Below are 20,870 nucleotides of genomic sequence, written 5' to 3'. Positions count from 1 at the left end.
GTCAGTCTCCTTGAAACACGGGCGTTTGCTTGGCCACAAAGGCGTGATAGGCCCTGTGAAAGTCGTTGGTGACCATGCAAATGGCTTGCGCTTGCGCCTCGGCTTCAATGGCTTCGTCGACACCCATGTTCCATTCTTGCTGCAACATTTTCTTGGTCATGCCGTTGGCAAAGGTAGGGCCACTTGCCAGCATTTGGGCCATGGCTTGTGCCTCGCTTAAAACAGTTTCGGGTGTACACACTCGGTTGTAAAACCCCCAGCGCTCGGCCTCTTCACCTGCAAGGCCTCGGCCTGTGTAAAGCAATTCGGAAGCACGGCCTTGGCCAATCACACGGGGCAACAAGGCGCACGCGCCCATGTCACAGCCAGCCAAGCCTACCTTGTTGAATAGAAAATAGGTTTTGCTGCGGGCCGTGCCATACCGCATGTCAGAGGCCAAGGCCAGCAAGGCACCTGCACCGGCGCAAATGCCATCGATGGCAGACACAATGGGTTGCGGGCACGCCCGCATGGCCTTGACCAAATCGCCCGTCATGCGCGTGAACGCCAACAAGCCTGGCATATCCAGTTTGGTAAGGGGCCCAATGATTTCATGTACATCACCGCCTGAACAAAAATTACCGCCTGCGCCAGTGACAACCACAGCATGCACATCTTCGGCATAGGCCAGTGCGCGAAACAAATCGCGCATTTCGGCGTACGAGTCAAATGACAAGGGGTTTTTTCGCTCCGGCCTGTTCAAGGTGAGCGTGGCCACACCGTCCTTCACTTCAAACAGCACGTGTTCAGCTTTGTAGTGGGCCAACTTGTTGTTGTGGCGAGGCAGCTGCTGTGGCTGGCCAGGCAAGTACTTTTGACTCATGATGTCTCCTCTTGTTTCTGTAAATTCTTTTTCATGGCACCTAACAAGCTATACAACTGGCTTTGTTGGTTGTTGGACAAGCCAGAAAACAACTCAGCCACCCATTCCTCATGCGCAATGGCCATATCGGTGAATGCGACACGGCCTGCAGGAGTTAGCTTGACAGTGAACGACCTGCGATCGTTCAAGCCCACTTGGCGCATCACCAGCTTTTCTTTTTCAAGTTGATCGACGATGGTGGTGATGTTGCCGCCTGTGACCATCATGCGCCGCGACAACTCGCCCATACTCAAACCGTCTGGATCTCTCTCGAGTTGCGCCATCAAGTCAAAGCGTGGCAGCGTGATGTCAAATGACTCGCGCAACTTTTGCCGTATTTTGTCTTCTACCCGCGTGGTGCAGGACAACAAGCGCAACCACAATCTCAAGGAGGCATGGTGATCGGCGTGGGCTCTAAATTCATGATCCACATTCACCACTGAACTTGAATTCGCATGCATCACATAGTCTCCCCACCATCAACGGCAATTGACTGACCATTCACTGAAGCTGCAGCATTGCTGCACAACCACAACACGGTATTTGCCACCTCGTCTGGTTGAATCATTTTCTTTTGCGGGTTGTGCGACACCAAGGCTTCACGCGCTTGCTGTTCTGTCTGGCCTGTTTTGGCCACAATGTTGGCAATCGACTCGCGCACAATGTCAGTTTCTGTAAATCCAGGGCATACAGCATTCACGGTAACGCCCTTTTTGGCCAACTCCATGGCCAAACTGCGCGTTAAACCAATCACACCATGCTTGGCTGCTGTGTAGGCAGACACATAGGCGTAGCCCTTCAAGCCAGCTGTGCTGGCAATATTGACAACGCGGGCCGCCTTGCCACTGGCGCCAGCAGCCAACAAATCTGGCAGCGCTGCCTGAATGCACAAGTAGCTGCCGGTTAGGTTGACATTGAGCATTTGTTGCCACAAAGCCAAATCTGTTTTGGCAAAGGGCTGGCTCAGTGCTTGACCTGCGTTGTTTACCAACACCTCCACAGGGCCCAGAGCCGCATGGTTTGACTGCCAGGCGGCTGCAACCGAAGCTGCATCGCTTACATCCATGGCACTGCAGTGCACCTTCACATTGGGACACTGGCTTTTTAAATGCGCTGCTTGTGCTTGCAGGGTTTTTATGTCTCGACCAGACAAACTTAATGCAGCTCCTTGGCGCGCAAATGCCAAGGCCACGGCAGCACCAATGCCTCGGCCTGCGCCCGTGACCCAGACATGCCTCATCAATTTTCTCCCTTGGCTGCGGCCGGTGTGGCACTGGCAGCGGCCATGGCTGCAGCTCGCTCAAAGTTGGTTTCCATTTGCCGCTTGCCAGACACATAAGCCTTGTGCCAATTCAAATCGGTGTAGCCAATGCGGGCTGCCTCTTGCATGGTCCAAGAGGGATTGGCCAAGTGCGGGCGAGCCACTGCGCACAAGTCGGCACGGCCCGCTGCGATGATGCTGTTGACATGATCCGCTTCCGAAATAGCGCCCACAGCAATGGTGCGCACACCCGCTTCATTGCGAATGCGATCGGCAAACGGGGTTTGAAACATGCGGCCATACACTGGCTTTTCGCGCTTGTCTACTTGGCCCGATGAGCAGTCGACAAAATCAACGCCAGCTGCTTTAAATTGTTTGGCAATCTCGATGGCGTCATCGATGGTGATGCCGCCTTTAACCCAATCGTGTGCAGAAATACGCACCGACATGGGCTTGTCTTGAGGCCACACTTTTCGCAGCGCTACAAAGACGGCCAAGGGGAAACGCAGTCGATTTTCCAAGCTTCCCCCAAATTCGTCGGTGCGCTGGTTGGTCAATGGCGAAATAAAGCCAGACAGCAAATAACCGTGCGCGCAGTGCAGCTCCAGCCAGTCAAACCCCGCTTTAGCGCCCCGCTCCGCTGCAGATACAAAGTCTGCCAGCACCACCTCCATGTCAGCACGTGTCATTTCATGTGGCACCTGACTCACGCCGTCTATGTAGGGCACAGCCGATGGCGCCATGAGTGGCCAATTGGGGCCATCTCGCGCTCCATCGTTCAAAGGCATGTCAATGCCATCCCACGCTCGGCGTGTAGAACCTTTGCGACCTGCATGACCCAACTGCAAAGCCATCTTGGCATCCGACTGAGCGTGCACCAAACTCACAATGCGCGCCCAAGCGTTTTGCTGCACATCATTCCACAAACCAGGGCAACCGGGTGTGATGCGGCCTTCGGGTGAAACGCACGTCATCTCGGTGAACACAATGGCAGCGCCACCTACAGCGCGTGCGCCGTAATGCATCAAATGAAAATCACCAGGCACACCGTCTATGGCCGAGTATGTGGCCATGGGCGACACCATCACGCGATTTTTCAAAGTGATGCTGCGCGCCTGCAAAGGCAAAAACATGGGTGGTGTTGACTTGGGGCGCGAGCTGTCATCGAAGCTAACCAATGACGCCATGAAACGTTCGTATGACTCTACAAACTTAGCATCGCGCAGTCGCAAGTTTTCATGCGAAATGCGTTGGCTGCGTGTGAGCAATGAATAGGCAAATTGCTGCGGTGGCAAATTGACATAGCGCGCCACATTCTCAAACCACTCTGTGGAATTGCGCGCTGCATTTTGAATCTTCAAGACCTCAATCGAGCGCGTCGCTTGATAAGCGTTCATCACTTCTGGCATGCCCTTCACACCGTGTCCCACACGCTCAAAGGTATCAGCCAATTCAATGGCATCTTCCAGCGCCAGCTTGGTGCCAGAGCCAATTGAAAAGTGGGCCGTGTGTGCAGCATCTCCCATCAAAACATAAGGTACTGAGCGGCCATCGGAGGATGTGTCCCAGTGCACCCACTGATCGCAAATCACCCTTGGAAATTTGATCCAATGCGCCGAACCACGCAGGTGCTTGGCATTGGTCATAAGGGGGTTGCCGTCCAAGTATTTGGCAAACAACTTTTCACAAAATGCCACCGACTCTTCTTGCGACATGTCCTCAAACCCCGCGGCCTTCCAAACAGACTCTGGTGTTTCCACAATAAAGGTGGAGGTGTCGCCATCAAACTGGTAAGCATGGGCTTGAAACCAACCGTGCTCAGTTTCCTCAATGGCGAATGTGAAGGCATCAAACAGCTTGCGCGTGCCCAACCACACAAAGCGGCAATGGCGCTCATCGATGTCGGGCTTGTAGGTCTTTTCAAAACGGGTGCGAACCCTAGAGTTGATGCCATCACATGCAATGACCAAGTCGGCTTGGTACAGCGCACCGATGTCGGCATGGGCATCCACCTCTGCTTCAAACACCAATTCAACGCCCAAGCTTTCACATCTCTTTTGCAAAATATTGAGCAAACGCTTGCGGCCAATGCCACAAAACCCGTGCCCTCCTGAGCGCATGGTTTCGCCCTTGAAGTGCACAGCAATGTCGTCCCAGTGATTAAAAGCACCCAAAATTTCTGAAGCTGTAACGGGATCTGCCACTTGCAACCTCGACATGGTGGCATCGGAGAAAACCACGCCCCAGCCAAAGGTGTCGTAAGGCTTGTTGCGCTCTAGCACGGTGATGCGGTGTTCAGGATGCCGCAACTTCATGAGCAGCCCAAAATACAAGCCTGCGGGGCCGCCGCCCAAGCACACGATGTTCATGATGAGGTTCCTTGTATCAAGCCCGTCCGGCAAATTGTTTTGACTTCAATAGTTGAAGCTTGAAATGATTATGGGCAATCTGATGTAGCTGGTCAAGGGCCAAAAAAAAGCAGCTTGAAAAAGCTGCTTTTGAGGGTTTTATTGGTTCATGACCGTGATGCTGATCCGCCTGTTGCGCGGGTCTTTGGGGTCTTTGGGGTTGTAGGGGGCCGTATCGGCCACACCTTCAATTTTGGCAAATCGATTTCCTGGAATGCCTTTTTTCTCAATGATCTTGCGAGTTTCCTCGGCTCGCTCTGCCGACAAGGACCAGTTGTTGCGGTCATCGGTGTTGGCAAACTGCACGCTGTCGGTGTGACCGCGAATGGCCACTTTGTTGGGCAAGGCTGCCAGTGTTTTGGACACCTCGGTGAGCAAAGCCTGGGCTCTGGGTGTCATGGTGGTGGTACCCAGACCAAACATGGCGAAATCGGCTTTGTCGATGATCTCTATGCGCAGGCCTTCGTTGTCGCGGGCAAATGAAACTTGGTCTTTGAGTTTGTCCAGCCTAGGATTCTTTGCCATGGCCTCTTTGATATCTTTTTCCAACTTCTCAAAGTTGGCGGCGTCTGCAGCTGCAGCGGCGGCTGCGGCAGCAGCAGCTGCCGATTTTTTACCTGGATCGCCGTCCTGCCCAGACTCTTTGCTGTCAGCGCCATTGGGCGAAGGATCGTTTTCTGTGGGGCCACCTTGCGAACGCGGTGTCACCATGTTCAAAGCGCTGGTTTGCTTGGCAGAGAAGGGAAAACCATCAGGATCAATGACGGAGCGACCGCCCAACATGCCGTCAGAGCCCGCCAGCTTGCCCATGGTCACATTGCTGTGCGAAGTGGGCTTGAAATAGTCGGCAATGCTTTTGCGTTGGTCGGCATTGGAGGCACCCAAAAGCCACATCAACAAGAAGAAGGCCATCATGGCGGTCATCATGTCGGCTAGGGCAATTTTCCAGGCACCACCGTGGGCACCGCCGTGCCCATCGTCCATGATTTTCTTAATGGTGATGCTAGGCGCAACCACCACAGGCGCATCGACATCCGCCTCTTCTGGAATGAGAGGAGCAGCTTCGGCCGCACCCTCTGCGGCATCAGCACCAGCCGGTGCTTCAGCCTCCAGAACCTTGGCCTCGTCTGTTGGAGCCTCTAAAACTGCCTCAGCCATGGCTATTAGCCCCCTCGCAAGCCATCAAATACTTCAGCAAAACTTGGCTGATTGTGGTGACTGATACCTGCCCTCGCAGCCTCAATGATCAATGGCATAGGGTGACCGTGCAAGGTACCAATGATGATTTGTTTCACCACTTTGTAAATTTGACCTTCATCGTCAATGATCTGCGCCAAGCGCGAGGCCATGGGTTCAACAAAGCCGTAAGCCATGAACACACCCAAGAACGTGCCCACCAGAGCGCCACCAATCATGGCACCCAAAACAGCGGGCGGCTGGTCAATCGCGTCCATGGTTTTCACCACACCCAACACGCAAGCCACAATACCCAAAGCGGGAAGGGCACCAGCCAAAGTGGCCAAGGCGGTTTGGGCTTTCAGGGCATCGTGGTGGTGGGTTTTGATAGAGAGGTCCATCACGTCTTCCACCGCATATGGGCTTAAGGGGCTGGTAGACACCACCATCAAACGAACTGTGTTGCAAACCAAATCTAACAAAGCATGGTCGTGCAAAATTTTGGGGTACTCAGCAAAGATGGCACTGGATTCAGGATTCTCAATGTGCGCCTCAAGAGCCACAGGGCCCTCGGTTTTTAGCGTTTTCATGATTTTGGACACCACAAAAATGGTGCTCAAATAATCTTCTTTTTTGTAGGCAGGGCCCTTGAACACTTTGCCCATGCCGCCCAAGGCGCCCTTGAAAATGTCCATGCTGTTGCCAATGAGCATGCCGCCAATACCAGCGCCCAAAATAATGAAAGTCTCAACCGGCGCCGCTTTGATAATCGGCTTCATGCTTCCGCCGGCCATGATAAAGCCGCCGAACACGCAGACCATCAAAACAACGATACCAATAATCGCATTCATATTTCTCTCCAAAAACGACCAAACGGGCGGCTGGCTTCCCAGCTGCGCCCGTCATTGTTCCCTCAAAACCTTGCCTCTAAAGGCAAAAGCTCAATGCATTGAAGACATTACAACACCTGAAGCAGGCGCAGATTTGGGTAACAAGTTAGGAACATCACGCCAAGCTTGGCGAATTTCATTCAACAAGGTGTGAACTTCTTGCAATGCATCGAGGTCATTGCGAGCGTTCACGTGAACCAAGCGGCGTGTCACATAGCTGTACAACTCGTACAGGTTACGGGCCAAATCGCCACCTTTGTCTAAATCAAGCGAGCCTTGCAAGCCCAAAACAATGCGACCAGCGCGCATCAAGCTTTTGTTCTTGTCTTCAATAGAGCCACGCTGAATGTGGCCCTTGGCAGTCACCAGGCTGTCAATCAAGCCGTCAAACAACATTTGAATGAGCTCAACTTTGTCGGCCACCAACGCTTGTGATGCATTGTTACCTTCGCCGTAGCTCTCCATCGCCTTGAAATGTACTCGCATGATGTCTTGTTCCTTTTGTTCCTGACACAGCAGGAATCGGAGGGACACCGGAAAACTTGAGTCTTCTTCCAGAAAAGAAGCATTGAGGGGCAAATGGGACACACCCAGGCTTGAAAGAGCTAAATTGGCAAACATCATGCGCCCTTCCCAGCCTTGGGTTTGGCCACGTGGGCGGGCTCGACTTTCAAAGTGCCCCGCAACTTTTTGACAACCGCCGTGAGCAACTGACTGACCCGCGACTCGGTCACACCCAAAACTTCCCCAATTTCTTTGAGGTTGAGCTCTTCAACGTAATACAAATTCATTAACAATTGGTCGCGCTCGGGCAAATCGGCAATGGCTTCCGTGAGCACGCCCATGAACTGCTCGTGTTCCACAATGGCTTCGGGCTGCTGCGACGAATCGGTGGCAATGTTCATCACCTCTTCGGTAACCACTTCCATGGAATAGGTTTCAAACCTGCGGGCTTGCGTGCGTTCCTTGTGAAAAAGCTCAATGTCTTTGCCCATGTGGTCGGCCAGCTCAGCTTGGGTGGGGGTGCGCCCCAGCTCGGCGGCCAATTCGTGAGTGGCTTCGCTGTGCGACTTATTAATGGCCACGGCAGAACGAGGCAAAAATGACAGCCTGCGAACTTCGTCCAAAATAGCGCCGCGAACACGGCTGTGGGCAAAGTTCTCAAACTCCATGCCTTTTACAGGGTCAAAGGCGCGTGCGGCTTCTAAAAGGCCAATCATGCCCACTTGAATAAGTTCGTCCAACTCCATGAAAGGAGGCAACCTGACTTTGAGGTGCAAAGCCACGCGCTTGACCATGCCCAAATGGGCCATGACCAGCGCTTCGCTGTTGTTTTGAACCTGTTCGTAAAGTCGAGTGGAGTTGGCCATGTTGTTTATGCGCTGGTTTTCACCAACCGCTCCACAAAAAATTGCAAGCCACCCGAGGCTTCGTCAATGGGCTCGAGTTGGCGAACGGCTTCCGCCAAGCGCCTGAAGTCTCTTGCACCGGCGCTGCCAGGGGCGTATTCTGAAACAGGTTGGTATTTTTTCAAGGCCGCCAAAATGAGTTCATCGTTTTCAATCGAGCCCAAATATCGCACGGTTCGGTTGAGAAAGCGGGCGCAAACCTGGTTGATTCGCTCAAAAAGTTGATAGCCCTCTTGCGCACTGCCAACGCCATTGGGCACCAGGTAAATTTCGTCCAAGCCATGATCTTGAATGAGCACCTTGATGGTGGCATAGGCGTCGGCAATGGAAGACGGATCGTCTCGCACCACTACAAAGCGCCTAGAACAGGCCGCCATGAAGGCCAAAACTTCTGGCGAAATGCCGGCGGCCATGTCAACAATGAGGAAATCGATGTCATCGTCTAGGGCACTAAAAGCCCGCACGATGTTGGCCGCCTGAATGTCGCCCAAGGCGGCCATTTCTTGAATGCCAGAAGCTCCGGGGACCAACTTCACGCCCTGGCGGGTGGTGACGATGATTTCGGCAAGGGTTTTTTCGCCGCTTAAAAAATGACTCAGGTTGTAGGGACAACGGCAGCCCAATGCAATTTGAGCATTGGCCAAGCTCATGTCGGCATCAAACAACATGACGCGGTGACCCATGGCTTGCAGTGCAACAGCCAAGTTCACGGAGACCGTGGTCTTACCCACTCCTCCTTTGCCACTGGCAATGCCAATGACTTGCGTTGTTTTTGCTTTATCCATGAAGCTCACTTTGAGGAATTTCAAGCGACCAATTGGGACGGCTCAAACCCATGTCATGGGTGATTGGCTCATTGGCAGCTTCCACTTCGTTCACCTGAGTGTCTAGTGTCGCAGGTTTTACGCCCTGTTCGAGCTCTGAGCCTTCAAATGCCTCTGAAATTGGGTGCAAATTGTCAATCGCAATGTTGATCAGTTTTTGCAAACCCGAAGATTTCAAACCATCGGAAATTCTGTCAGAGCTACCGCCCGCAGAAACCACGCACTGCGCACCGTCTGCAATCAAAAACTGTATCAATGGCCAAGGTGAATTGGACTCATCCAGCTTGCTGATCATGAGCGACTGCCATTGCACCTTGGATTTGGACATGATTCGAGACAGACTGACACCCGAAGAATCGGCTGGCACCACAGCGTGCAAGCCAGCTTGTGGGCAGATTTGCACAATTTCTGCCAAACGGTCCGTCATTTGAACACCCGGTGTGTCAATCAAAACGAGCCTTCTGGACGACAACTCATTGAGCAACAATTGCAGCGTTTCAGGGTTGCTTGCACGGAAACAGTCGACGCCCAATTGTGCGCACAACATTTGAGTTTGACTCCAAGCTCCAGCACGCATGTCGTGATAGCTCACCACCGCCACATATTCTGCGCCGTAATGCATGGCCACCTGCTGAGCGGCTTTGGCCACCATCAAGGTTTTCCCAGAACCCGACAATCCAGCCATGACATGGACGCCGCGATTAGGGAAGCCCTCTTGAGGGCGCTCTAAATTGTGTGCCAACTGGGCGCGAATGCTGTCCAAGGCGCGGTCTAAAGTGGGTTGCTCACGCAAACCTTCTTGCAACAAGGCACGCAAAGCAGTGGGCACACCTGCTTCGGTCATGGTTTGAATCAAAGGTTGAATGTGCGCTGGCCAATATTGGTTCATTTGCCAACTGGCTGTTTGCTGGCTCAAGCGAAATTCTTGGCGCAAGGCGGCCAACTCTTCACGAACCAAAGACACAATTTCTTGGCTTCTCACTTGGTCGCGGCCTTGTGTCAAAAGCTGCTCTGTGCTGATTGGAGCAGCAGGTTCTGCTTCTTCTGCTTGGGCCATCTTTGAACCAGGCTGCAGCAACTGATGCAAATGATCACTGAAAGGATTGTTCACAGAAGACGGCGTGCTGGAGATACGAGCACGAGGACCTGTGGCTGCCACAGTCACTGGGCTAGACGCCTGGCTTTGAGCCTCTGATGTCATATCAAACATTTCTTCGGGCGCAGTTTCAGCCACATCCATGGCCACGATCAACTCGGTTTGACCTTCCACACGGTTATTGGAGATGATCAACACATCGGGGCCGTACAAAGCCATTGCCTTTTCAGTGGCACTGCGCGTGTCGCGGGCAAGTATGCGTTTAAGTTCCATGGCGTTATCTCTTCTTCAATCTTAATATTTGGACGTGTTTTATCGAGTTTCAGCGTGAACCGTATGGACCACCTTCACGGTCTGGTCATCTGGAATTTCGCTGTAAGACAACAAGGTCAAATCGTTCACGCGATATCGCACAGCCTTGGACAACCAGGGGCGAATCACAGGGGACACCACCAACACAGCGGGGTGACCCATTTCTTCTACGGCGCGTGCGCCATCGCGCAAAGCACCAAACAAACGCTCAGCCAAACCAGGCTCCATGGCAATGCTTTGGCCAGGGGCGGTTTGTTGCAAGATGTTGTGAATGAGTTGCTCAAGGCTAGGGTCCAAGGTCATAACCGACAAACCATTGCTGTCGTCAACCAAGCTCTGAACAATCATGCGGCCCAACTTAGGACGAACCAGCGAGGTGAGTTGCTCGGGCTCTTGTGTGCGGCTGGCCACTTCAGACAAGGTCTCGGCAATGGTGCGCATGTCCCGAATCGACACCGATTCGTTCAACAAATTTTGCAAGGTGCGAGTGACCACACCCAAAGACAACTTGCCAGGCACCAAGTCTTCCACCAACTTAGGTGACTTGGCAGCCAACTTGTCGAGCAACTGCTGAACTTCGTCGTGGCTGAGCAAATCGGAAGCGTTGTCACGCAGCACTTTGTTCAGGTGCGTGGCCACTGCGGTGCTGGCATCGACCACGGTGTAGCCCAAAGTACGGGCCAAGTCGCGCTGCGAAGGCTCAATCCACACGGCGTCCAAACCAAAAGCTGGCTCTTGCGTAGCTTGTCCTTCCAAAGGACCATAAACTTGTCCTGGGTTGATGGCCAATTCTTTGCCCACTTTAATTTGACCCTTACCGCGAACCACACCCTTCAACACAATGTGATAAGCATCGGGATCGATGGTCAAAGCGTCGCGAATGCGCACGGGTTGAACCAAAAAGCCCAACTCAGCAGACAATTTTTTGCGCACACCCTTTACACGGTTCATCAATTGACCGCCTGTTTCGGGGTTGACCAAGGGAATCAAGCCGTAGCCAATTTCTAGGCCAATCAGGTCCACTTGATCGACATCGTCCCAATCCAATTCTTTGGGCTCTTCCAAAGCGGCTTGGGCAGCCTGCTCTGCTGGCGTGGCAACGGGGTTGTCTTGTTTTTGTGTAAGTCGATAAGCCAAGCCTGCCGTGGCCAAAGCGATGGTAAGGAACACCAAATGTGGCATGCCGGGTACCAAGCCCATGATGGCCAAAATCGCGGCCGAAAGGTACAAAGCCGCAGGGTTGGACAACTGAGAAGAGGCTTGTTCCGTCATGGACTCAGCAGTGGTCACACGGGTCACGATGATGGCTGTCGCCAATGACAAGAACAATGCAGGAATCTGTGCCACCAAGCCATCACCGATGGTCAGCAGGGTGTAAATACGGCCAGCTTCGGACAAAGACAAATCGTGTTGAGCGACGCCAATGATGAGGCCACCCACCAAGTTAATTACCAAAATAAGTAGGCCCGCTATCGCGTCGCCGGACACAAATTTAGAGGCACCGTCCATAGAACCGAAGAAATCTGATTCTTGAGAAAGCTCTTCGCGGCGCTTTTTCGCGGTTTCTTGGTCAATCACGCCAGAATTCAAATCGGCATCAATCGACATTTGTTTGCCAGGCATGGCGTCCAAGGTAAAACGAGCGTTCACTTCAGATACACGTCCCGCACCCTTAGTGACCACGATGAAGTTGATGATCATCAAGATGGCGAAAATAATGAAACCCACCACGTAATTGCCACCGATCACAAACTCACCGAAAGCCGCCACCACTTTGCCAGCAGCCTCGTGGCCTTCATGGCCATCGACCAAAATGACACGGGTAGATGCCACGTTCAAGCCCAAACGGAGCATGGTGGCAAACAACAACACAGATGGGAAGGATGAAAACTCGAGCGGCTTGCGGGTGCCAATGGCAATCATGATGACCAACAAGCTGCAGCCAATATTGAAGGTAAACAGAATGTCCAACAGCAAGGGTGGAAGAGGGATCACCAACATGGCCATGATCAACAACACCATGGCGGGCAAGCCCAGGCCGGCGTAATCAAATTTGGACAGGTTCTGTCGAACCGCTGACAGGGTCAAGGTGCTCATAGTTGGCCTAAGGGGCTGTTTAGAGGGGTCAAGCAATCAAACTGCATGGTTTTCTTCCATAGTTCAGCTTGTCGAGCAAAGACCATGCCATGTGGAATCCCGACACCAAGCCCTATTTCCCAGATTCAGCCAAAGCGGCAAGCCCTGACCTGTCACGGTTTTTGCTAATACAAGGCATGCCCGGCCTGAAAACCGGGGTGTACACATCCAACTGAAGATGGAATTAACATGGACGCCAACCTGAATTTTGCAACGACCCCTAGCTCAAACCCCACGTCAGTAGGGGCTTCCAGCGGTTCTAAGGGTTTAGACCCGAGCCTTGCCAAGCCCATGAATGGGCAGGAATTTGCGGGTGTGATGCGGGACTTGATGGCCAAGGGAGAGCGGCAAGAGCTTGCCGGAACTGAGCCCAAGGAAGCCACCGATGCCACAGCGGCAGCTCTGCAAACTCTGAATTTAGGCAGCCAGTTCTCTGTGATTACCGCGGTTTCCCCGCTACCCGACCCCAACAGCCTGGCGGAATTTGCCCGTGCCCAAGGCTTGAGCGAGACTGCAGTGCAAGCTCTGTTTGGAGACCTGGCAACGAAGCCCGTCACTGACATGGCAACCGGACTTACGCCCGCCGTAGCCACTGGGGGTGCCACCACCTTGACTCTGTTGCCCAGCGCTCCCCCCCTAGGATGGATCCAATCTCCTGCAAGCAGTTTAAGCGTCTCGAATCAGGCCAGCAGTTCTATATTGGCGCAAGCGCCAAATCTAGCAATTATTAGCGCCCCTCAGGCGACAAACCCTAAAGCCTCAGATGTTAATGCCTTGTTGGCCACAGCGGGCGCCACTGGCGTACTCAAAGCATTGGGAGACATGGGCACAGCCCCCTCACAAGCACTTGGCAGTGCTGACAATTTGGCCGAAGTTTCACCAGAACTGGGCCCCTTAGACGCCATGCGAATGCGCATGGTGCCAGCTTGGGAAAACATGACCCGCCAGTTGGCCAAATTGAACGGCACAGATCAAGCAGCCGCTTGGGGACAACTGACCACCAACATATTAACTAGCAAAGTGCTATGTGGCGATGTGCCTGAGGTGCCGCTGGACTTGGGCGTCAATGACCCCGCTCTTTTAGCGGCACTTGATACCCTACAAGACCAAAGCAACACGGGTACCATCAGCCTTGATTCAGCTCGCAACACCGCCAGCACAGGCACTTTGGGCGCTGCCGCTACCAGTGCGGCCTTGGCCAACCCCGAGTTGACCGACCGCGCTGCTCAAATTCAGGACTTGGCCGACAAACTGGGCAAAGCCATGGGAGAAAGACTCCAAGAGCAGTTGGAACGTGGAGAATGGAAACTGCAGTTGAAGCTCAACCCCGCCCATTTGGGCAGAATTGATGTTGAGCTTGACATGAGTTCAAACGGCTTAGACGCCATTTTCAAGACTGACAACCAACTCACGCGCGAACTGATTGCACAAGGCATGAACAAACTCAAGGACAGCTTGGCAGAATCAGGCATGACAGTTGCTAATGTCTGGGTGAACAGTGAAAACCAGCGTGGATCTGGCGGAAACTCGACACCTCGACAAAACTCGGACTCTGACAAGCATGCCAGCGCCCCTGTGTCGGATGTCAAAGCCGCTGAATCCCGCGTCAAAGAACTTAGATCTTCTGACGCCTGGGACACACTGGCTTAAGATTTAGCTAAAACGCCCGGTTCAACCGGTGACAATTTGTTTTTATAGAGGTGCCCTATGGCAACAGCAGCCCCAGAAGCAGCAGAAGTCGTTGAAGAAGAGCCGAAAAAGAAGAAGCCCATCGTCCTGATCATTGGGGGCGTTGTCGGTTTGATCGTCCTCATTGTGGGCATTGTGCTAGGTACGCTCTTTTTTACGGGTTACTTCAACCCCAAGCCCGTGGTCGACCCAGAGCTTGCTGAAGAAACGGCAGGCGGCAAAAAAGCTGACAACAAGCCTGGCAAGAAAACCAAAGATTCACCAGAACTCACACGCTTTGAGTACACCTACTTGCAAATTGAACGCGAGTTCTTGGTCAATGTGAGTGGTTCCAAAAAAGTCATGTCGGTTCAAATTGCCGTCATGACCCATTACGATGAGCGCGTCTTTGAGAATGTGAAAAAGCACGACTTTGCCATTCGCTCTGCCGTTTTGGATGTGATGAGACAGACCACCGATGCAGACTTGGTTAAACCTGAGTTCCGCAAAGAAATAGCTGTCAAAATTCGCGACAGCATCAACACCTTGCTTGAGAAGTACGAAGACTTTGGTGGCATAGAAGAAGTTCATTTCACGAGCTTCATCGTGCAGTGATCGCACCCATCGTTCAAAGTATTTGCTTTATTTCATTTTGATTGTTTGAGTTTCATGGCCACTTCTTTGCTTACACCCGACGAACTCTCTGCCTTGGCAGAAGGCGTGATGGATGGTTCGATTCCAGTCGATACTGGATTCAACACCACCGCACGGGTGAAGAAACACGACCTGGCCAGCGAGGACAGCAGCTTGGGGGTGAACATCACCTCCATCGACATGATCAACGAGCGCTTCATTCGCACCTTCCGTTTGGGCTTGGTCGAAATGCTGCGTACAAGCCCCAAAGTCAACCCCAACCAAGTTGAAATTGTTCGCTTCGGTGATTACCTTAAAAGCTTAAAAGCCCCCTTGTCTGTCAATGTGGTTCGCATGAACCCCTTACGCGGCAATTCCATTGTGGTCATCGACCCCACGGTGGTTTTCAGTTCACTAGACAGTTTTTTTGGCGGATTTGGCAAAGGTGTTGGCAATTTGCCCCCTGGTCGTTTGTTCACACCCACCGAATCGCGCATCATCAACATGATTTTGGAAGTGTTTTTCAAATCACTGACAGAAGCTTGGGCTGCTGTCTTGCCAATTGAATTTGAATTGGTCAGCTCTGAAATCAATCCACAATTTGCACAAATTGCCGACGAAAACGACTTGGTCATCTTGACGCGCTTCGAAGCCGAAGGCAACATGAACTCCCAAGGCTTTATCGATCTGGTGTACCCCTATGCATCACTCAAACCCATTCGCGAACTGCTGCGCAGCCGAGTACAGTCTGGCGATGGCAACGATGAATCAGACAAGCAGTGGCGTATTGAGCTTGAAGAAGCCGTTGACAGCGCCGGCTTAGAAGCAAGGGTCCTTTTGGGCAGCATTGAGTCTTCATTTGGTGAAATTGAAAGCATGAAAGAGGGTGACGTGCTGTTCTTCAAAAAACCCGAATTGGCCCGATTGCTTGTGAATGGATTGCCAGCTTTTGATGTTCAAGTAGGTACCATTGGCGCACAAACTGCTGTGCAAATTGAACGGGCTTGTATACCCGGTATGCAATAAATTTTCAGGAAAACGACATGACCGATAACAACACAGAAGCCGCTATCGAAAACGAAGCCGCACATCGCCAGATCAATCCTGAGGTGTTGCAAAACATCAGCGTCACCCTGTCTATTGAAGTGGGCCGCGCCATGATCAAAATTCGCGATCTCATGCGCCTCACTCAAGGCAGCGTGGTCGAACTCGATCGCATTGCAGGCGAACCGCTCGATCTCTTGGTCAACAACACCGTGGTGGCTCAGGGCGAAATTGTGCTGGTCAACGACCGCTATGGTGTTCGCCTCACGCGTGTGGCTCCCGCATCAGAACGCATGAAGAACCTTTAAACTTCAGGCTTCAAAACCACTAGCAAAGAGAAGCAAATGGCACCCGGTATTGAAAGCGCCGACCTGTTTCGGATGATCGGCAGCTTTATCTTGGTGCTGGCAATCATGGCCGGGCTCTTGTGGGCTTTGCGCAAGTTGCAATCCCGCCTGAACAGCCAAAATTCTGGCAAACGCATGCAGGTTCTGGAAACTCTTAGTGTGGGCCCGCGTCAGAAATTTGCGCTTCTTAAAGTGGGCGACAATGAAGTTCTGGTGGGCATCACCCCTACCCAAATGAGCTCCTTGGGACAATGGCCTGCTTCAGCTTCCTCCGCTGCGGCTTCCAATGATTCTGCCGCCATAATCAACGCAATCCCTTCCGACAACGGAGCTTCTCATGTTGCGTAAACTGATTCAACAACCCCTGTTCTTGGCCACCGGCATCATTGCCTTGGCTTTGTTGTTCTTACCAATGGCTGCCTCCGCACAAGGCATTCCCATGATCAATGTCACAGGTGGCCCTAAAGGCCAACAGCAGTACAGCTTGTCGCTGCAACTGTTGGCCTTGATGACATCACTCACCTTGCTGCCATCGTTTTTGCTCATGATGACCGCCTTTGTGCGCATCATCATTGTGTTGTCTATTTTGCGCCAAGCATTGGGCACAGGTCAAACACCGCCCAACACTGTTTTGGTGGGACTGGCTTTGTTCCTCACTTTGTTCATCATGTCCCCCATCTTGAACGATATTTACAACAATGCTTTGGTGCCCTATATGCAAAAAGGCATGGCCTTTGACAAAGCCTTGGCCGCCGCAGAAGAACCGCTGCGCAATTTCATGATGAAACAAACCCGCGAAGACGACATTGGTTTGTTCATGCAAATGGCTAACAAAGGCGAGCCTGTCAATGCGGCGGCTGTGCCCTTTTCTACCTTGGTACCCGCCTTCATTACCTCTGAATTGAAGAGCGCATTCACCATTGGCTTTTTGATTTACATCCCCTTCGTGGTCATTGACCTCATTGTGTCCAGCGTGCTCATGTCCATGGGTATGATGATGTTGTCCCCCATGATGATTTCCATGCCCTTCAAACTCATGTTGTTTGTTTTGGTCGACGGTTGGAGCTTGATCTTGGGATCGCTTGCAGCCAGCTTTGCCACCTAAATTGGAGCCCTCACATGGACACCGCCACAGTTGTTGATTTAGGTCGCCAAGCTCTCTGGATCACCGTTTTAATTTCGGCACCCTTGCTGGGTGTTGCCTTGTTTATTGGTTTGATCATTGGTATTTTGCAAGCGGCCACGTCCATCAATGAAGCCACCCTCAGCTTTATTCCCAAGCTAGCAGCACTGGCTATTACCTTGGCCGTGGTGGGTGGATGGCAACTCACCACCTTGGTGGATTACACGCGCGGTCTTTTCCAGCGCATTCCCGGACTCTTCACCTGATATGGACATCGCAGTCACCGAACTGATGGAGCGCTTTTATGGGCTCCTTTGGCCGATGCTGCGAATCTCGGCCCTGTTGGTCGCTGCGCCCATTTTTTCATTGCGTGCAGTCAACTTGCGCATTCGCATTGTGCTTGCCATGGCCATCACCTGGTTGGTCTACCCTCTGCACGATTGGCCTGTTATTGACCCGCTCACACCTGCTGGGCTCCTTGAAATATCCAATCAACTCATGATTGGCTTGCTGATGGGGCTCATGCTCCAAGTGGTTACTGCGGCCATTGTGCTGGCCGGTCAATCGATTGCCAATGCCATTGGTTTGTCAATGGCCACCATGATTGACCCAAACATGGGCAACGTGCCTGTCATTTCACAATTTCTCTTGATCATGGCCACCCTGATTTTTGTGGGGCTGGGCGGTCATGCTCTGCTGTTGAATTTGGTTGTCGAAAGCTTCAACACCTTGCCCATTGGCAGCAATCTCATGAGCACTGAGGCTATGAAGCATGTGATTGCTTGGAGCTCCATGCTGTTTTTGGGCGCCTTGCTCACGGCCTTGCCGGTCTTAGTGGCCCTGCTGTTCATCAACATTGGCTTGGGTGTGGCCACGCGCGCTGCGCCCAGTTTGAATATTTTTTCCGTCGGATTTCCAGCCATGATATTTGCTGGTTTTGGCGTGCTCATTCTGGCCTTGCCCAGCATTGGCGCACGCATTCAGTGGCTTTGGATGCAGGGCTTTTTTCAAGTCCGCGCCTTGGTTGGTATCTCTTGAAAGAGCTGAAATATGGCTGAAGAATCCAGCGCCGAAAAAACCGAAGAGCCCACGGCCCGAAAACTACGCAACGCCCGTGATGAAGGTCAAGTGGCGCGCTCAATCGAGCTGCCTGCAGCAGCGGTCACCATTGGCGCCATCTTGGCTTTGTTCATGATGGGCGGCTACTGGCTTCAACAAGTAGCCGAAATTTTTGCATCCGGCTTTAAGTTCGACCGCAAAGCTTTAGACAACCCCGACTTGATGATTACCGCTTTTGCACATCAGTTGGGCGAGAGCTTCTTGCTCATCGTGCCTGTGCTCTTGGTCACGGCCGTGTTGGCCGTGTTGTCCAGCGGTGCCACGGGCGGCTATCTCTTTTCATTGAAAAGCCTTGCACCCAAGTTCAGCAAACTGAGTTTGCTTTCTGGATTCAAGCGCATGTTTGGCACTCACGCCGCTGTGGAATTGTTAAAGGCCATTTTGAAATTCACTTTGGTGGCTTCCGTGCTTTGGGCGCTGGTCAGCCGGCAAATGGATCAAATGTTACAGCTCGGTCAAATGGCTGTCGAACCCGCTCTGGCTGCGGCTGCTTGGATGATTGGCGAATCGGCCTTGTGGTTATCTTTGAGCTTATTGGTCATTGCGCTCATTGATGCGCCTTACCAAAAATATTCTTTCATCAAGCGCATGCGCATGACCAAGCAAGAAATCAAAGATGAAATGAAGGACATGGAAGGTAACCCTGAAATCAAGCAACAAATTCGCCAACGCCAACGCGAAATGGCCAACAACCGAATGCTTGAAAAAGTCAAAGATGCAGACGTTGTCATTACCAACCCTGAGCACTTTGCAGTTGCCCTGTCTTACGATCCCACCGGCGATGGCGCTCCCATTTTGTTAGCCAAAGGTACTGACCACATGGCTGCGCGTATTCGCGAAGAGGCTCAAAAGCATGGTGTTGAAATGTTTGCAGCGCCGCCGCTTGCGCGTGCTCTTTATTTCAAGACCGAACTCGACCACCCCGTACCCGAGGCTTTGTACTTGGCCGTTGCGCAAGTCATTGCCTATGTGTTTAGCTTGGCTGATGTCAGGCCAGGCGTGGCACCCATGTCCAAACCCAACCCTAAAGTCCCTGCCTCCATGCAATTTGATGCGGACGGCAGGTTGATGACCTCTTAAAGCAAGAAAGTCAGGAAATACCATGAGCGAAAATTCCAAATCCAACGAGCCTGTGATCATCAAAAGTGATCGCCCCCACGAAGTTACCATGCCCGAAGGCACCAATGTGGCGGTGGGTAAAAAGGGGGAAGAAGGTACGCCTGCCGTGCGCAAAGTTTTGGCCGATCCCGACCAGCATGCGGTTGAACACCTGGTAATGGACGGCGGCGTGAGTCAACAGGCTGAGCAGTTACATAGCTTTCATGCTCAAGACCCAAACTACAAGGGCTATCAAACCGCAGCCGATATGCCCGATCGCTTTGTTTCAAACGAAAAAAGCGCCGCTGTACCGCCGCCTGTTCGCAAACAGGTCGATATCACCAAACTAGACAGCATTTTGAAGCCTCAAGAGAAAGCAGTTGGTGTCGATGCTATAGAAAGTAAAGCTGTGGTCGAAGAAGCGGCGGCACCTTTTTCAGAGCAAGTCTATGAAGAGGAGCCCGTGATGGACTTCCCAGCTCGCGTTATCAATATCAAAATCGAGAATGACCAGTTGCGTGCACGCCTGGACAAGCTTGAGTAAAGGAACTCTCAATGAGCACTCAACCCACAACAGGCGGACACGATCATGGCCATCAAGACCATGCCGCCCACAATGCTCAGTCAGACAATGACGAATTAGAGGGCATCAAAATGGTGGCGCTCGAATCGGCTGAGCTTGCCACCCGCTCGGCCAACTTGGCTGTGGGCGCGGGCGAAAACATGAAAAAAGCCACGCACAATCTTGAAGAGCTCATGAAGGCCAACAAGAAGCAGCACCAAATCATGTTGGGCATTGCTGGCGGCTTGATGTTTGTCACGGCCATCATTTTTGGCACATCCATTTTCACCTTGAAGTCCCGCATCAATCAAATGGACGCCATGCTGGCGTCTCTCAGCAAACGCGTGGTTGAGCTGAACGACTCTATGGAAATGGTTGGCTCAGTCAACGAGGGCCTTCAAGCCATGGTGGCCAAACAAGATGACATTACCAAAATGCAAGGCAGTTTGGAAACCCGTCTGAACGAGGCCATTAAACAATCTGAAAGCGTGCCTGAAAAAACCGCTCAACAAGTGGGTGAAAAAGGCCAAGCCTTGGCCGCTCAAGTGAAGTCTTTAGAGGGCCGATTTGTGCAGCAGTCAAAAGCTTTGAATGCCTTGGCCAATCAGGTGGGCGGGCTTCAAGGTGCGGTGGGAGAAACCGGTTCATTCAAGAAAGAAATGGAAGCACTGGCGCGCTTGCAAAAGGAACGTCAGGCTGCTGAAAATGCAGTCACGATCAAATCGAACGCCAACGCCAATGCTGCCAACCAAGCCGCACTTGCGGCTGCCAAACAACGCGAGCGCATGGTTCAATACCCACGCCCTCAACAAGAAACAACACCTGCGGGTGCAAGTGGCGTCTTGAGTTCCAAACCCTGATTG

Annotated in this window: 22 protein-coding genes; 11 read left to right on the top strand and 11 right to left on the bottom strand. The window is 52.4% G+C overall.

The features are described from left to right. Position 1: 1 nt before the first annotated feature. The 11 genes from B9Z32_RS02875 to flhA form a co-directional block, all read right to left on the bottom strand. Positions 2 to 862: an enoyl-CoA hydratase family protein gene (locus B9Z32_RS02875; RefSeq protein ID WP_108419856.1), complete on the bottom strand. Its 861-nt coding sequence runs from the start codon at positions 860 to 862 to the stop codon at positions 2 to 4. Continuing rightward, the gene (locus tag B9Z32_RS02870; RefSeq protein ID WP_108419855.1) at positions 859 to 1,362 is read right to left on the bottom strand and encodes a MarR family winged helix-turn-helix transcriptional regulator; all 504 of its coding nucleotides are present in this window, start codon (positions 1,360 to 1,362) and stop codon (positions 859 to 861) included. The genes B9Z32_RS02875 and B9Z32_RS02870 overlap by 4 nt, the downstream gene beginning before the upstream one ends. After that, a complete protein-coding gene (locus tag B9Z32_RS02865; protein WP_108419854.1) occupies positions 1,362 to 2,141 on the bottom strand; it encodes an SDR family NAD(P)-dependent oxidoreductase in 780 nt (259 codons plus the stop codon). The genes B9Z32_RS02870 and B9Z32_RS02865 overlap by 1 nt, the downstream gene beginning before the upstream one ends. After that, the gene (locus tag B9Z32_RS02860) at positions 2,141 to 4,531 is read right to left on the bottom strand and encodes a bifunctional salicylyl-CoA 5-hydroxylase/oxidoreductase (protein WP_108419853.1); all 2,391 of its coding nucleotides are present in this window, start codon (positions 4,529 to 4,531) and stop codon (positions 2,141 to 2,143) included. The genes B9Z32_RS02865 and B9Z32_RS02860 overlap by 1 nt, the downstream gene beginning before the upstream one ends. Positions 4,532 to 4,669: 138 nt before the next feature. After that, complete coding sequence (locus tag B9Z32_RS02855; RefSeq protein WP_199219928.1) at positions 4,670 to 5,728, bottom strand: flagellar motor protein MotB; 1,059 nt, start codon at positions 5,726 to 5,728, stop codon at positions 4,670 to 4,672. Positions 5,729 to 5,733: 5 nt separating this feature from the next. Further along, entirely contained in the window at positions 5,734 to 6,597 is an 864-nt protein-coding gene (gene motA, locus B9Z32_RS02850; RefSeq protein ID WP_108419852.1) for a flagellar motor stator protein MotA, read from the bottom strand. A 90-nt stretch (positions 6,598 to 6,687) separates the two neighbouring features. Then, on the bottom strand, positions 6,688 to 7,122 hold the full coding sequence (fliS, locus tag B9Z32_RS02845; RefSeq protein WP_108420946.1) for a flagellar export chaperone FliS: 435 nt from the start codon (positions 7,120 to 7,122) through the stop codon (positions 6,688 to 6,690). A 134-nt stretch (positions 7,123 to 7,256) separates the two neighbouring features. Then, positions 7,257 to 8,006 (bottom strand): RNA polymerase sigma factor FliA, encoded by a 750-nt coding sequence (gene fliA, locus B9Z32_RS02840; RefSeq protein ID WP_108419851.1) that lies wholly within the window; start codon positions 8,004 to 8,006, stop codon positions 7,257 to 7,259. Positions 8,007 to 8,011: 5 nt separating this feature from the next. Then, positions 8,012 to 8,830, bottom strand: a complete 819-nt coding sequence (locus B9Z32_RS02835) for a MinD/ParA family protein (RefSeq protein WP_108419850.1) — start codon at positions 8,828 to 8,830, stop codon at positions 8,012 to 8,014. Beyond that, entirely contained in the window at positions 8,823 to 10,238 is a 1,416-nt protein-coding gene (locus B9Z32_RS02830; RefSeq protein ID WP_108419849.1) for a DnaB-like helicase C-terminal domain-containing protein, read from the bottom strand. The genes B9Z32_RS02835 and B9Z32_RS02830 overlap by 8 nt, the downstream gene beginning before the upstream one ends. Positions 10,239 to 10,277: 39 nt before the next feature. Then, positions 10,278 to 12,374, bottom strand: a complete 2,097-nt coding sequence (gene flhA / locus B9Z32_RS02825) for a flagellar biosynthesis protein FlhA (RefSeq protein WP_108419848.1) — start codon at positions 12,372 to 12,374, stop codon at positions 10,278 to 10,280. Positions 12,375 to 12,602: 228 nt separating this feature from the next. Here flhA and B9Z32_RS02820 point away from each other — a divergent pair, with 228 nt between their 5' ends. The 11 genes from B9Z32_RS02820 to B9Z32_RS02770 are packed head-to-tail and all read left to right on the top strand — an operon-like array spanning position 12,603 to position 20,867. Continuing rightward, complete coding sequence (locus B9Z32_RS02820; protein WP_108419847.1) at positions 12,603 to 14,063, top strand: flagellar hook-length control protein FliK; 1,461 nt, start codon at positions 12,603 to 12,605, stop codon at positions 14,061 to 14,063. Positions 14,064 to 14,120: 57 nt separating this feature from the next. Further along, positions 14,121 to 14,696 (top strand): flagellar basal body-associated protein FliL, encoded by a 576-nt coding sequence (gene fliL / locus B9Z32_RS02815; protein ID WP_108419846.1) that lies wholly within the window; start codon positions 14,121 to 14,123, stop codon positions 14,694 to 14,696. Between the two features lie 54 nt (positions 14,697 to 14,750). Further along, positions 14,751 to 15,740 (top strand): flagellar motor switch protein FliM, encoded by a 990-nt coding sequence (fliM, locus tag B9Z32_RS02810; protein WP_108419845.1) that lies wholly within the window; start codon positions 14,751 to 14,753, stop codon positions 15,738 to 15,740. 17 nt (positions 15,741 to 15,757) lie between these two features. After that, positions 15,758 to 16,066, top strand: a complete 309-nt coding sequence (gene fliN, locus B9Z32_RS02805) for a flagellar motor switch protein FliN (protein ID WP_108419844.1) — start codon at positions 15,758 to 15,760, stop codon at positions 16,064 to 16,066. A 36-nt stretch (positions 16,067 to 16,102) separates the two neighbouring features. Further along, positions 16,103 to 16,453, top strand: coding sequence for a flagellar biosynthetic protein FliO (gene fliO / locus B9Z32_RS02800; protein ID WP_108419843.1), 351 nt, complete (start codon positions 16,103 to 16,105; stop codon positions 16,451 to 16,453). Then, positions 16,443 to 17,210: a flagellar type III secretion system pore protein FliP gene (gene fliP / locus B9Z32_RS02795; RefSeq protein WP_108419842.1), complete on the top strand. Its 768-nt coding sequence runs from the start codon at positions 16,443 to 16,445 to the stop codon at positions 17,208 to 17,210. The genes fliO and fliP overlap by 11 nt, the downstream gene beginning before the upstream one ends. A gap of 14 nt (positions 17,211 to 17,224) precedes the next feature. Beyond that, a complete protein-coding gene (fliQ, locus tag B9Z32_RS02790) occupies positions 17,225 to 17,494 on the top strand; it encodes a flagellar biosynthesis protein FliQ (RefSeq protein WP_108419841.1) in 270 nt (89 codons plus the stop codon). Between the two features lies 1 nt (position 17,495). Then, on the top strand, positions 17,496 to 18,266 hold the full coding sequence (fliR, locus tag B9Z32_RS02785) for a flagellar biosynthetic protein FliR (protein WP_108419840.1): 771 nt from the start codon (positions 17,496 to 17,498) through the stop codon (positions 18,264 to 18,266). 12 nt (positions 18,267 to 18,278) lie between these two features. Then, complete coding sequence (gene flhB / locus B9Z32_RS02780; protein ID WP_108419839.1) at positions 18,279 to 19,427, top strand: flagellar biosynthesis protein FlhB; 1,149 nt, start codon at positions 18,279 to 18,281, stop codon at positions 19,425 to 19,427. 22 nt (positions 19,428 to 19,449) lie between these two features. After that, positions 19,450 to 19,989: a hypothetical protein gene (locus B9Z32_RS02775; RefSeq protein WP_108419838.1), complete on the top strand. Its 540-nt coding sequence runs from the start codon at positions 19,450 to 19,452 to the stop codon at positions 19,987 to 19,989. Between the two features lie 11 nt (positions 19,990 to 20,000). Beyond that, positions 20,001 to 20,867, top strand: a complete 867-nt coding sequence (locus tag B9Z32_RS02770) for a hypothetical protein (RefSeq protein WP_108419837.1) — start codon at positions 20,001 to 20,003, stop codon at positions 20,865 to 20,867. Positions 20,868 to 20,870: the final 3 nt, after the last annotated feature.

Origin of the sequence: Limnohabitans sp. MMS-10A-178 (assembly GCF_003063375.1) — a bacterium.
GTDB lineage: Bacteria > Pseudomonadota > Gammaproteobacteria > Burkholderiales > Burkholderiaceae_C > Limnohabitans_A.
The sequence above is the reverse complement of the archived record's forward strand: the minus strand, read 5'-3'. Positions and strand labels throughout refer to the sequence as shown.